This window comes from Methylobacterium sp. SD274 (assembly GCF_017355285.1).
GTDB lineage: Bacteria > Pseudomonadota > Alphaproteobacteria > Rhizobiales > Beijerinckiaceae > Methylobacterium.
Genome location: NZ_JADIJP010000007.1, coordinates 138,582 through 151,167 on the forward strand (window position 1 = coordinate 138,582; position 12,586 = coordinate 151,167).

Below are 12,586 nucleotides of genomic sequence, written 5' to 3' on the forward strand. Positions count from 1 at the left end.
ATTTAAAGAGGCCAGACGATGGACATCCGCGCTGCCGAGATCTCCGCGATCCTGAAAGAGCAGATCAAGAATTTCGGCCAGGAAGCCGAGGTAACCGAGGTGGGCCAAGTGCTCTCCGTCGGTGACGGTATCGCCCGCGCCTACGGGCTCGACAGCGTCCAGGCCGGTGAGATGGTCGAGTTCGAGTCGGGCGTGCGCGGCATGGCCCTCAACCTTGAGCAGGACAACGTCGGCATCGTGATCTTCGGGTCGGATCGCGACATCAAGGAAGGCCAGACCGTCAAGCGCACCGGCGCTATCGTGGACGTTCCGGTCGGCAAGGCACTGCTCGGCCGCGTCGTTGACGCTCTCGGCAATCCGATCGACGGCAAGGGCCCCATCGCCACCACCGAGCGTCGCCGCGTCGACGTGAAGGCTCCCGGCATCATTCCGCGCAAGTCGGTTCACGAGCCGATGGCCACTGGCCTCAAGGCCATCGACGCCCTGATCCCCGTCGGCCGCGGCCAGCGCGAGCTGATCATCGGCGATCGCCAGACCGGCAAGACCGCCATCGCCCTCGATACGATCCTGAACCAGAAGCCGGCTCATGCCGGCACCGACGAGAACGCCAAGCTCTATTGCGTCTACGTTGCCATCGGTCAGAAGCGCTCCACCGTCGCACAGTTCGTGAAGTCGCTCGAAGACAACGGCGCGCTCGAATACTCCATCGTCATCGCCGCGACCGCTTCGGACGCTGCGCCGATGCAGTTCATCGCCCCCTTCGCCGGCTGCGCCATGGGCGAGTATTTCCGCGACAACGCCATGCACGCCGTGATCGTGTATGACGATCTCTCCAAGCAGGCCGTCGCCTACCGCCAGATGTCGCTGCTGCTGCGCCGCCCGCCGGGCCGCGAAGCCTATCCCGGCGACGTGTTCTACCTGCACTCGCGCCTGCTCGAGCGCGCCGCCAAGATGGGCGATGCCGCCGGTAACGGATCACTGACCGCGCTTCCTGTCATCGAGACCCAGGCCAACGACGTCTCGGCCTACATCCCGACCAACGTGATCTCGATCACCGACGGCCAGATCTTCCTCGAGACCGACCTGTTCTACCAGGGCATCCGCCCGGCGGTGAACGTCGGCCTCTCGGTGTCCCGCGTGGGCTCGTCGGCCCAGACGAAGGCGATGAAGAAGGTCGCCGGTAAGATCAAGGGTGAGCTCGCCCAGTACCGCGAGATGGCCGCCTTCGCACAGTTCGGCTCCGATCTCGATGCGTCGACCCAGAAGCTCCTGAACCGTGGCTCGCGCCTCACCGAGCTCCTGAAGCAGCCGCAATTCTCGCCGCTGAAGATGGAAGAGCAGGTCGCGGTGATCTATGCCGGCGTGAACGGCTATCTCGATGCTCTGCCCGTGTCGAAGGTCCGTCCCTTCGAGGACGCGCTGCTCTCGACCCTGCGCACCAAGCACGCCGATCTGCTCACCAAGATCCGTGACTCGAAGGATCTGTCCGACGACAGCGCTAAGACGCTGAAGGGCGTCGTCGAGAGCGTCGCCAAGTCGCTGGCCTAAAGCCAGTCGATGATCCCCTCCCTTAGCGGGGAGGGGACTGGGGTGGAGGTGTGCCGGACCGGCCGAGACCTCTTCGACACCACCCCCACCTCCGGCTCTTCCCCACTCAAGGGGAAGAGAGATGGCGTCGAACCGCACCGAACGGATCTGGAAGTCACCCCATGGCGAGTTTGAAGGATCTGCGTAACCGCATCGCTTCGGTGAAGGGCACGCAGAAGATCACCAAAGCGATGCAGATGGTCGCCGCCGCCAAGTTGCGGCGTGCCCAGAATGCCGCTGAGAATGCCCGTCCCTATGCCGAGAAGATGTCCCAGGTGCTCGGCAACCTCGCCGCGAACCTCGTCGGCGGTGTCCAGGGACCGAAGCTCCTGTCCGGCACGGGCGCCGACAAGGTTCACCTGCTGGTCGTCTGCACGGCTGACCGCGGCCTCTGCGGCGGTTTCAACTCGTCGATCGTGCGTCTGGCCCGCGAGCACATCCGCACGCTGACGGCCGAAGGCAAGACGGTGAAGATCGTCACTGTCGGCAAGAAGGGCTACGATCTCCTGCGTCGCCAGTATCGCGACCAGATCATCGAGAGCCGTGACCTGCGCGGCAACAAGCCGGTGGATTACGAGTTCGCTGCCGAGATCGCGCAGAGCATCATCTCGCGTTTCGACGACGGCGAGTTCGACGTGGCGACGCTGTTCTACTCGCGCTTCCGCTCCGTCATCGCCCAGGTGCCGACCGCCCAGAAGCTCATCCCAGCCGAGCTGCCCGCAGCCGGCGGTACCGCTCCGGATGCCGCTCTGGAGTTCGAGCCGAGCGAGGAAGCGATCCTCGACACGCTCCTCCCGCGTAACCTCACCGTCCAGGTGTTCCGAGCGCTCCTCGAGAACGCGGCCTCCGAGCAGGGCGCACGTACCGGTGCCATGGATTCCGCCACGCGCAACGCGGGCGAGATGATCAAGAAGCAGACGCAGATCTACAACCGCACGCGTCAGGCCATGATCACCAAGGAACTCATCGAAATCATCTCGGGTGCCGAAGCGCTCTAAGCGCTCCCCGTCGCCCTGACCGCAACATATTCGAAGGACCCGTAACATGGCGAACACCGCTCTCCCCGGCGCCGGCTCCAACAAGGTCGGCAAGATCACCCAGGTCATCGGCCCCGTGGTCGACGTTCACTTCGACGGCCATCTGCCGGAGATCCTCAACGCCCTCGAGACCAAGAACAACGGCAACCGCCTCGTCCTCGAAGTGGCCATGCAGCTCGGTGAGAGCACCGTGCGCTGCGTCGCCATGGACACGTCGGAAGGCCTCGTTCGTGGCCAGGAAGTCACCGACACCGGCGAGGCCATCAAGGTGCCGGTCGGCTTCAACACCCTCGGCCGCATCATGAACGTCATCGGCGAGCCGATCGACGAAGCCGGCCCGATCCAGTCGGACACCCTGCGCGCCATCCACCAGCCCGCGCCGTCCTACGCCGAGCAGTCCACCGAGTCGCAGATCCTGGTCACCGGCATCAAGGTGGTCGATCTCCTCGCCCCCTACGCCAAGGGCGGCAAGATCGGCCTGTTCGGCGGCGCCGGCGTCGGCAAGACCGTGCTGATCATGGAGCTCATCAACAACATCGCCAAGGTGCACTCGGGCTACTCGGTGTTCGCCGGCGTCGGTGAGCGCACCCGTGAGGGCAACGATCTCTACCACGAGATGATCGAGTCCAAGGTCAACATGGACCCGAAGGAGAACAACGGCTCGGCCGAAGGCTCCAAGTGCGCGCTCGTCTACGGCCAGATGAACGAGTCCCCCGGTGCCCGCTCGCGTGTCGCGCTCACCGGCCTCACCATCGCCGAGGATTTCCGCGACCAGGGCCAGGACGTGCTGTTCTTCGTGGACAACATCTTCCGCTTCACCCAGGCCGGTTCGGAAGTGTCGGCTCTCCTCGGCCGTATCCCCTCCGCCGTGGGCTACCAGCCGACGCTGGCCACGGACATGGGCGCCCTGCAGGAACGTATCACCACCACGACCAAGGGCTCGATCACCTCGGTGCAGGCCATCTACGTGCCGGCCGACGATCTGACCGACCCGGCGCCCGCCGCCTCGTTCGCCCACTTGGACGCCACCACCGTGCTCTCGCGCTCCATTGCCGAGAAGGGCATCTACCCGGCCGTGGATCCGCTGGACTCGACGTCGCGGATGCTCAACCCCGCCGTCCTCGGTGAGGAGCATTACGACGTCGCCCGCCGCGTCCAGCAGACCCTGCAGCGCTACAAGGCCCTGCAGGACATCATCGCGATCCTGGGCATGGATGAGCTCTCGGAAGAGGACAAGCTCACCGTCGCCCGCGCCCGCAAGATCGAGCGCTTCTTCTCGCAGCCCTTCTCGGTGGCCGAGATCTTCACCGGCTCGCCCGGCATCCAGGTCCCGCTGGCCGATACGATCAAGGGCTTCAAGGGCCTCGTGAACGGCGATTACGACGACCTGCCGGAGGCGGCGTTCTACATGGTCGGCACGATCGAGGACGCCAAGGAGAAGGCGAAGAAGATCGCGGCTGCGGCCTGATCCATCGAACGCCAAGGCCTTCCGCCGAAATGGCGGACGGCCTGACCCGACAATCACGGCGCGGCCTTCTCGGGACCGCGCCGCTTTTCCAACACGACAACCCGAAGCGGGACCTCCCTCGCCATGGCCACCTTCCAGTTCGATTTCGTCGGTCCCGAGCGGACGGTCTATTCCGGCCAGATCGAGGCCGTGCAGCTTCCCGGCATCGAAGGGGAGATGACCGTTCTTCCGGGCCATGCCCCCGTCCTGACGGCGCTCAAGGTGGGCGTGATCGTGATCAACGAGGCGGGCCATGCTGGTAAGCGCGTTCTCGTGCGCGGTGGCTTCGCCGATATCGGACCGACCATGGTTACCGTGATCGCAGAGCGTGCCAACCCTTTCGAGGAGATCACGCCCGATTCGCTCGACAAGGACATCGCCGTCCTCGAATTGCAGCGCGACGCCACCGAGGATTTCGCCAAGAAGGACGAGATCACCGGCCAGATCGTCCAGCTTCAGGACGCCAAGGTCGCCCTCAACTTCTAACGTCCTTCGCTACGCTCAGTCACCCGAGCGAGCGTGAGTCACCGCATGGTCGAGGAGGAGGACGCGCTCCTCCTCCCCGGTAAGACATCCCCGCTCGAGCCAGAGAGAGCGGCTCGCGGAGAGACCCCGACCCACTGAACGGCCTGGCGGGATGCCTGCCGTGATGAGGTCGCCCCCGCTGAGGGGAAAGGTCGGCGCGGTCGACGTGCCATCGAGCAGGCCCCTCAGTTCGCGGCGAGCCTCCGTGTCGATTCGGTTCACGTTCGTCTCATCCATGACGGCGATCACCAGCGCCAAGCCAAGTAGATCCTCTGTCGCCGCGAGCCGACGCATCTCGATGGCTCCCACGTGCTGCAGGCGCGCGATGGCCCGTCGTGCAGCCGCGTAGGCGCACAAACGGGCATGCTCCTCGTTCGATAATCGCAGCTTCTGTCGCAGACGGTCCGCATCGTCGTCGTTGTCGACGACCAAGGCAGCGAGCGAGTTCACTGCCATCATCGGGCCGCCGTGATCCAACGTCGATGCGATGGCGCGTTCCAGGCGATCGACGTGACCCTCGGCGCTGATGATACGCGCGAGCAGCCCGGCCTTCTTCATTTCCGCGACCGCCTCAAGGGCGCCTGGCGCTTCCAGGAGTTTCAGAAATTCCGCACGGACCCGTTCCCGCGAGAGGGTATCGAGGGCCTCCGCCGCATCGCGCGCGGCCTGTAGGCCATCCGCGTCCGGCGCTCCGATCCCGTAGCGGGCGTGGAAGCGGAAGAAGCGTAGGATGCGCAAGGCGTCCTCGCGGATGCGGGTCGCCGCTTCACCGATGAAGCGGACACGGCCCGCCCGGAGATCCTCTTCACCTCCGGTCGTGTCGTGGAGTTCGCCATCCGCGCTCAGGGACAGAGCGTTGATGGTGAAGTCGCGACGCTCCGCGTCACGGGAGAAGTCCCGTCCGAACCTGACCACCGCGTGCCGGCCGTCGGTCTCGACATCCTCCCGCAGGGTGGTCACCTCGAAGGCCCGTCCGGCATGGAGGAGGGTGATCGTTCCATGCTCGATGCCCGTTGGGATCGCCCGGAGGGAACCAGCCGCCGCGCGCCGAATCGTCTCCTGCGGCAGAAGAGTGGTGGCGAGATCGATGTCCGATCCCACCTGGCCGAGCAGGGCATCGCGCACTGAGCCCCCGACGATCCGTGTTTCCTCCCCATCCGCCTTCAGCACGGAAAGCACGTGCGAGACGGCTGGATCCACGAGAAGGGCATTGAGCCCCTCCCGCCGGAGATCGCGACCAGTCATTGGAAATGGCCCGGAACGACCTGTCCGTTTTCGATCCTGGGTGGGACGTAGCCGCCGCGATGCTTTTCGCCCGCCAGACCGGCAATGATGAAGGACAGGATCACCAGAGCGAGCCCTCCCATGGTCAGTCGAAACACGAACCCTTCCCAATGGGCGCCGTGGCTCGGGTTGCGGCCTCTGATTGTGAGATAGAGGCCGAACAAAATGAAGGGCAACAGGAAGATCAGGACTTCTTCGACGAGGCGGCGGATCATGGAGCTTTCGCTGGGCGAGGGAAGGCCGTCATGTCACGGAAACAGGCGTTCGTGGAGATTGTTCACGATCCCCGCCGTCACACCCCAGATCATGCGGTCGCCGAAGGGGATGGTGTAGTAGCGTCGCGGGCGATCCTGCCATAGCCCGGCGCCGAGGCGCCGACGGACCGGGTCCATCAGGCGGCCCAGCGGGACTTCGAACACCTCCGCCACCTCCGCCGGATCTGGGGCGAGCCGGATTTCTTCGGTGCAGAGCCCCACCACCGGGACCACGAGGAATCCCGTCGCCGACAGATAGGGGTCGAGATAGCCGAGGATGCGGATGTCGTCAGGTCGAAGGCCGATCTCCTCTCGGGCTTCGCGCAGGGCGGCATCCGCCGGGTCCCGGTCCGAGGGTTCGATCTTGCCACCTGGAAAGGCGATCTGACCGGAATGGTCGCGCAGGTGCGATGCCCGCACGGTGAAGAGCACCGCGAGTTCATCGTTCCTGACGACGATAGGTACCAGGACCGCTGCTGACCGGTGCGGTTTTACCGGAGGGGTCGCGATCCCGGCTGGATCGAGGTCGTGGTCGCCGCGCGGGTTCGAAACGGGGTCGTCGGCTTTGGGGGAGTAGGGGAGAGGCCCCGCCCGGCCCTCTCGAGCAGGTCCGACAGCGCGTCGAAGCTCATGCGCCTTCGCTGCGAGCGATAGGGTGAAACCCGCCGCCGCCGGCAATGCCGAACCACGACACCCCATCGACCAGGCGTTCCTCACCCAGCGCCAGCAGGTCGTAGGTCGTTGCGCGGGTAAGCAGTGCCCAGAGGCCACGGCGGATATGGATATAGGGGCGCAGACCGCCATCCCCGCCCTCCTCGAACCGCAGAGCATGATCGGCATCGACGGTGACGAGATCGTCGACATTCGTGCGGAACGCGATGCGCCGGGTCTCGCCCTCACCCTCCACCGCCATCTCCACCGCGGCGAAGGGCGCATCGTCCACAACGATTCCCACGCTCTCCACCGGCGTCACCAGCACGATGCGGCCATCGGGCTCTCGCCGGAGGATAGAAGAGAACAGCTTGACGAGGGCCGGGCGGCGGATCGGTGAGCCGTTATGGAACCACGTTCCATCCGCGGCGATCCGCATGTCGATTTCACCGCAATAGGGTGGGTTCCATCGCTCGACGGGCGGCAAACCCCGCTGGGGTACCCCGTCCAGGGCGAGGCTGAGCCGGGTCAGGGCCGTGTCCGGTGGCGGTTGTTCCGACTGGGTCATGGCTTCAGGAAATAACGCGTTCCCGCATTTTTGAAACCGTCCCAATCCATGGGAATCGATGCCCTAGCGTGAATCAATGCGCAAAGTTTCGCTGCGCCGCGTTACGAGCTCGGTAAGAGACGAAGAGATTCGAATGCGAGTGATTTCAATCAAGCGCTTAGTGAATTGTGCAACGCAAAAATAATCGCAAGTGAAAGAGCTAAGCAGGATTTGCTCTTGCCGCGGAAGTTTGGCAATCAGAGCAGGCATCCCAGGGAGGGAATGCCTAAAACGCATCAAGCGTCTCGTCCCATAACAAGCCGAGCTACGTCATCACGATAACAACGCAAGGACGGTAGAATGACCGCATTGTTGCTTATCATCTTGGGCGGACTATGCGCCGTCGCCTACGGAATCATCACGATCAACGACGTGATGAAACGCGACGCCGGCACCCAGCGGATGCAAGAGATCGCCGGGGCGATTGCGGAAGGGGCACAGGCCTACCTGCGCCGGCAATACGCTACCATCGGCATCGTTGGCGTAGTTCTGTTCGTGGCGCTCGCCTATTTTCTCGGACTGAAGGTCGCCATCGGCTTCCTCATCGGCGCGGTCCTCTCCGGAGCGGCCGGCTTCATCGGCATGAACGTGTCGGTGCGCGCCAATGTCCGGACGGCGCAGGCGGCCTCGACCTCCCTGGGGGCTGGGCTCGACGTCGCATTCAAGTCCGGTGCCGTCACCGGCATGTTCGTGGCTGGTCTCGCGCTCCTTGGGGTCGCGCTCTACTACACCTTCCTCACCCGCGTTTCGGGCCTCGCGCCCGCCAGCCGTGAAGTCATCGATTCCCTCGTGGCACTCGGCTTCGGCGCCTCGCTGATCTCGATCTTCGCCCGTCTGGGAGGCGGTATCTTCACCAAGGGCGCCGATGTCGGCGGCGACCTCGTCGGCAAGGTCGAAGCCGGGATTCCGGAAGACGATCCGCGCAACCCGGCCACCATCGCCGACAATGTGGGTGACAATGTCGGCGATTGCGCCGGCATGGCGGCCGACCTGTTCGAGACCTATGCGGTGACCGTCGTCGCCACCATGGTGCTCGCTGCGATCTTCTTCGCCGGCCAGACCGATATCGCCGGACGCAACGTGCTGGAGGCGATGCTGCTCTATCCGTTGGCCATTGGTTCGGCCTGCATCCTCACCTCGATCGCCGGCACTTACGCCGTTCGGCTCGGAGCCAACCAGTCGATCATGGGAGCGCTCTACAAGGGTCTCATCACCGCCGGCGCACTCTCCATCGTCGCCATCGCGCTGGTGAATTTTGCGCTGTTCGGTGGATTCGCCACCGAGTTCAAGACGAATGCCGGCGTCACCTTCACCTCAGGCGGATTGTTCGGCTGCGCGGTGATCGGCCTCGTCATCACGGCGCTCATCGTCGTCATCACCGAATACTACACCGGCACGAACTTCCGCCCGGTGAAGTCGATCGCCGACGCCTCCGTCACGGGTCACGGCACCAACGTGATCCAGGGGCTCGCGATCTCGCTCGAATCGACGGCGCTGCCGGCGCTCGTCATCGTGGCGGGCATCATTGCCACCTATTCGCTGGCGGGCCTCTTCGGCATCGCCATCGCGGTGACGGCCATGCTGGCGCTGGCCGGGTTCATCGTCGCCCTCGACGCGTTCGGTCCCGTCACCGACAATGCCGGCGGTATCGCCGAGATGGCCGGTCTGCCGCCGGAGGTCCGCAAGTCCACCGACGCGCTCGATGCCGTCGGCAACACCACGAAGGCTGTCACCAAGGGCTATGCCATCGGCTCGGCCGGTCTCGGCGCTCTCGTCTTGTTCGCCGCCTATACCAGCGACCTCAACTACTTCATCGCCAATGCGAGCCCGACCCAGTACCGCTTCTTCCAGGGCGTGAGCGTCGATTTCTCCCTGTCGAACCCCTACGTCGTCGTCGGCCTCCTGCTCGGCGGGCTCATCCCGTTCCTGTTCGGCGGCATGGCGATGACGGCGGTCGGCCGTGCGGCCGGCGCCGTGGTCGAGGAGGTGCGGCGCCAGTTCCGCGAGAAGCCCGGCATCATGGCGGGCACCGACCGACCGGATTACGGGCGGGCCGTCGACATGCTCACCCGCGCGGCGATCAAGGAGATGATCCTTCCGTCGCTCCTGCCGGTTCTCTCGCCCATCGTCATCTTCTTCGTGATCCAGGCGATTGCCGGCAAGGACCAGGCCTTCGCCACGGTGGGCGCATCCCTGCTGGGTGTGATCCTGACCGGGCTCTACGTGGCGATCTCGATGACATCCGGCGGCGGCGCCTGGGACAACGCCAAGAAGTACATCGAGGACGGTCATCACGGTGGCAAAGGCTCCGATGCGCACAAGGCGGCGGTGACCGGCGACACCGTAGGCGACCCCTACAAGGACACGGCCGGCCCTGCCGTGAATCCCGCGATCAAGATCACGAACATCATTGCCCTGCTCCTGCTCGCAGTGCTGGCCCACCTCTGAATCTTTGCCGGAATGGCGTTCGCGGAGCCAAAGCTCAGGCAGATGCCGGAAAGGTGATTGCCGGGGTGATGATCCCGGGCGTGGTGGCGTGCGGCGGCGCACAGGCGGTGTCCGATGCTCCAGCCGTCCCCCTGACGGTCTCCCGTCAGCGCCATACCTACGGGCAACGAAGGCGCGGCCGAAGCGGTCGCGTCTCCATTGTCGTAGTCTGACGAGAGATCTTCATGCCCTCACTGCACGATCCGATCCGCATCGGCGCGATCGACTCGAAGAACCGCATCTTCATGGCGCCGCTCACCCGCGCCCGCGCCACGAGGGAGCATGTACCGACCCCGATCATGGTCGATTATTACAGGCAGCGGGCGAGCGCGGGCGTGATCCTCACCGAGGCGACGGGCATTAGCCAGGAAGGGCTCGGTTGGCCCTTCGCGCCGGGTATCTGGTCTGACGAACAGGTCGAAGCCTGGAAGCCCGTCGTGAAGGCAGTTCACGAGGCCGGAGGCCGAATCGTCTGCCAGCTCTGGCATATGGGCCGCATCGTCCATCCGAGCTTCAATGGCGGTAAGGCACCGATCTCGTCTTCCGCCACTACTGCGCCGGACCACGCCCATACCTACGAGGGCAAGCAGCCCTACGCCCAGGCGCGTGCCCTGCCGATCGAGGAGATTCCGCGTCTCCTCGCCGATTATGACTGCGCCGCGCGTAATGCCATCGCGGCCGGGTTCGATGGCGTGCAGATTCACGCGGCGAATGGCTACCTCATCGACCAGTTCCTACGTGACAACAGCAATCACCGGGATGACCGCTACGGCGGCTCTGTCGAGAACCGCATCCGGCTGCTGACGGAGGTCACCCAGACCGTGGCCGACGCCATCGGGAAGGACCGCACGGGCGTGCGCCTGTCACCGAACGGCGAGATCCAAGGTGTGGACGATTCGAATCCGAACGCCTTGTTCGGGGCCGCTGCCGCCGCGCTCGGCAAGATCGGTATCGCTTTCCTCGAACTGCGCGAACCCGGCCCGAACGGGACCTTCGGCAAGCCGAACCATCCGCCGGTCGCGCCCGTGATGCGGAAGGCTTTCGGCGGCCCGCTGATCCTCAATTCGGATTACGATCCGGCCGCCGCCGAGGCCGCCCTCGCCGAGGGCAAGGCCGACGCCATCGCGTTCGGCCGGCCGTTCATCGCCAACCCCGATCTCGTCGAGCGGATCGCGGAGCATGTGCCGCTCAACAAGGACGAGCAATCGACCTGGTACAGCCAGGGACCGGAAGGGTATATCGACTACCCGACGCGCACCGCGTCGAAGGCGGCCTGACGCGGTCCTTCCAGACCTCGATGGGTTCGACTCATCGAGGTCTGTCCGCGTTACTGCGTGGCGCCGGCTTCGGGGCCGCCTGAGGTTCCTTTTCCTCAGGGGAGCTGAACCATAACGGGCGACCCACCGGCGTGATGCGCACATCCTACAAGCTTGCCATCTTCGACTTCGACGGGACGCTTGCCGACACGTTCCCGTGGTTCTGCAGCGTTATCAACGACGTCGCTGTTCGCTATCGTTTCCGGCAGATCGATCCGGCCGAGACCGATGCGCTACGGGGTCTTTCGGCCCGCGCCCTCATTCGTGAGCTCGGCGTATCGCCCTGGAAGTTGCCGTTCATCACGCGGCACATGCACGGACTCGCGTCGCGCGACATCGCCACGATCTCGCTGTTTCCCGGGATACGGGACATGCTCTGCAACCTCGACGAAGCAGGCGTCACCCTCGCCATCGTCAGTTCGAACAGCGAAGCCAATGTCCGGCATGTCCTCGGACCCTGCGCCCTGCGCTTCCGGCATTACGCCTGCGGCGTCTCGATGTTCGGCAAGGCCAAGCGCCTGAACGCAGTGATGCGAAGGGAGGGATCGCTTGGCGGTGCCATCTATATCGGCGACGAATTGCGGGATCACGATGCGGCCAAAGCCGCGTCCTGCAATTTCGGAGCCGTGACCTGGGGATATACGCGAGGGGACGCGCTGGTAACCGCTCGCCCCGACATGGTCTTTCGACACCCCGCCGATATCGTGGAGACGATAGGAACGGCGCCAGCCTGACGATACCCCTCGCCGGCATCGAACTTGCTGGGCGTTAGGATGTCTTCAGGGAGGTCGTCCCCATGCATAGCCCAAAGCCGGGGCAACACCTGAGAAACCGATACCGTCTGTGGCCACGGATCTCGGTATTGGCCGCTGAGCCAACAGCTCATCCGTCGAATCGGGACGATTTCGGCGCAGGCGGGCAGAGCATGCGGCGGCGTACTTCGCCCGGTGGACGAACGATCGACGGGCTGAGAAACGCCTCTCGCATCAAGGATCAGTACGCGGCGTCCATGATCGTCGCGGAAGTCCTCACTCGTCTTCGACATGCCGAGGACGCACGGCGGTGACCCGTTCGACCTTCATAGGCGAGACGTGTCACACAGTATCCACTCGCGACGTGCTGGCGGTCTCAGTATTTCCGAATGACAACAAGATGAGATCCCGTCGCTCTCTCAGTCCTCCATCATCCGCAGAACCTTTTCCCCGAAGAGGCGGACGACGCAGAGAACGAGGACGGGAACCAGGGCGATAGCCCCGATATTCGGGCCCAAAAGAAAGGAAAGGCCGACTCCGAGGCCGGCTGTGAAAGCAGCTGGTACCATGGTGAACTCA

Annotated in this window: 10 protein-coding genes and 1 pseudogene; 7 read left to right on the forward strand and 4 right to left on the reverse strand. The window is 64.6% G+C overall.

Annotation, left to right across the window (positions count from 1 at the left end; all coding sequences use genetic code 11):
- Positions 1-18: 18 nt before the first annotated feature.
- From atpA to atpC, 4 genes are all read left to right on the forward strand, one after another.
- Positions 19-1,548: a F0F1 ATP synthase subunit alpha gene (gene atpA / locus IPV08_RS08945; protein WP_056452095.1), complete on the forward strand. Its 1,530-nt coding sequence runs from the start codon at positions 19-21 to the stop codon at positions 1,546-1,548.
- Positions 1,549-1,709: 161 nt separating this feature from the next.
- The gene (locus tag IPV08_RS08950) at positions 1,710-2,585 is read left to right on the forward strand and encodes a F0F1 ATP synthase subunit gamma (protein WP_018044915.1); all 876 of its coding nucleotides are present in this window, start codon (positions 1,710-1,712) and stop codon (positions 2,583-2,585) included.
- A gap of 46 nt (positions 2,586-2,631) precedes the next feature.
- A complete protein-coding gene (gene atpD / locus IPV08_RS08955; RefSeq protein WP_018044914.1) occupies positions 2,632-4,092 on the forward strand; it encodes a F0F1 ATP synthase subunit beta in 1,461 nt (486 codons plus the stop codon).
- Positions 4,093-4,215: 123 nt separating this feature from the next.
- A complete protein-coding gene (gene atpC / locus IPV08_RS08960; RefSeq protein ID WP_207411589.1) occupies positions 4,216-4,617 on the forward strand; it encodes an ATP synthase F1 subunit epsilon in 402 nt (133 codons plus the stop codon).
- Positions 4,618-4,632: 15 nt separating this feature from the next.
- Here the strand turns inward: atpC and IPV08_RS08965 are convergent, their stop codons facing one another.
- The 4 genes and pseudogenes from IPV08_RS08965 to IPV08_RS08980 form a co-directional block, all read right to left on the reverse strand.
- A complete protein-coding gene (locus IPV08_RS08965) occupies positions 4,633-5,901 on the reverse strand; it encodes a CCA tRNA nucleotidyltransferase (protein ID WP_207411590.1) in 1,269 nt (422 codons plus the stop codon).
- Positions 5,898-6,155, reverse strand: a complete 258-nt coding sequence (locus IPV08_RS08970) for a DUF6111 family protein (RefSeq protein WP_056431227.1) — start codon at positions 6,153-6,155, stop codon at positions 5,898-5,900. Before IPV08_RS08970 ends, IPV08_RS08965 begins: the two co-directional genes overlap by 4 nt.
- Before the next feature lie 33 nt (positions 6,156-6,188).
- A pseudogene (locus IPV08_RS08975) lies at positions 6,189-6,826 on the reverse strand (CoA pyrophosphatase).
- Positions 6,823-7,413: a DUF1285 domain-containing protein gene (locus IPV08_RS08980; RefSeq protein ID WP_207411591.1), complete on the reverse strand. Its 591-nt coding sequence runs from the start codon at positions 7,411-7,413 to the stop codon at positions 6,823-6,825. Before IPV08_RS08980 ends, IPV08_RS08975 begins: the two are co-directional and overlap by 4 nt.
- 339 nt (positions 7,414-7,752) lie before the next feature.
- On the opposite strand from IPV08_RS08980, the gene IPV08_RS08985 reads away from it, so the two are divergent.
- From IPV08_RS08985 to IPV08_RS08995, 3 genes are all read left to right on the forward strand, one after another.
- A complete protein-coding gene (locus IPV08_RS08985) occupies positions 7,753-9,900 on the forward strand; it encodes a sodium-translocating pyrophosphatase (RefSeq protein ID WP_207411592.1) in 2,148 nt (715 codons plus the stop codon).
- A 224-nt stretch (positions 9,901-10,124) separates the two neighbouring features.
- On the forward strand, positions 10,125-11,216 hold the full coding sequence (locus IPV08_RS08990) for an alkene reductase (protein ID WP_207411593.1): 1,092 nt from the start codon (positions 10,125-10,127) through the stop codon (positions 11,214-11,216).
- 134 nt (positions 11,217-11,350) lie between these two features.
- Positions 11,351-11,989, forward strand: coding sequence for an HAD hydrolase-like protein (locus IPV08_RS08995; RefSeq protein WP_207411623.1), 639 nt, complete (start codon positions 11,351-11,353; stop codon positions 11,987-11,989).
- The last annotated feature ends 597 nt before the right edge of the window (positions 11,990-12,586 follow it).

What these genes read in the sequence shown, in the direction of transcription:
- atpA (WP_056452095.1), top strand. Translation starts at nt 19, where the DNA reads ATGGACATCCGCGCTGCCGAGATCTCCGCGATCCTGAAAGAGCAGATC.
- IPV08_RS08950 (WP_018044915.1), top strand. Translation starts at nt 1,710, where the DNA reads ATGGCGAGTTTGAAGGATCTGCGTAACCGCATCGCTTCGGTGAAGGGC.
- atpD (WP_018044914.1), top strand. Translation starts at nt 2,632, where the DNA reads ATGGCGAACACCGCTCTCCCCGGCGCCGGCTCCAACAAGGTCGGCAAG.
- atpC (WP_207411589.1), top strand. Translation starts at nt 4,216, where the DNA reads ATGGCCACCTTCCAGTTCGATTTCGTCGGTCCCGAGCGGACGGTCTAT.
- IPV08_RS08965 (WP_207411590.1), bottom strand. Translation starts at nt 5,901, where the DNA reads ATGACTGGTCGCGATCTCCGGCGGGAGGGGCTCAATGCCCTTCTCGTG.
- IPV08_RS08970 (WP_056431227.1), bottom strand. Translation starts at nt 6,155, where the DNA reads ATGATCCGCCGCCTCGTCGAAGAAGTCCTGATCTTCCTGTTGCCCTTC.
- IPV08_RS08980 (WP_207411591.1), bottom strand. Translation starts at nt 7,413, where the DNA reads ATGACCCAGTCGGAACAACCGCCACCGGACACGGCCCTGACCCGGCTC.
- IPV08_RS08985 (WP_207411592.1), top strand. Translation starts at nt 7,753, where the DNA reads ATGACCGCATTGTTGCTTATCATCTTGGGCGGACTATGCGCCGTCGCC.
- IPV08_RS08990 (WP_207411593.1), top strand. Translation starts at nt 10,125, where the DNA reads ATGCCCTCACTGCACGATCCGATCCGCATCGGCGCGATCGACTCGAAG.
- IPV08_RS08995 (WP_207411623.1), top strand. Translation starts at nt 11,351, where the DNA reads ATGCGCACATCCTACAAGCTTGCCATCTTCGACTTCGACGGGACGCTT.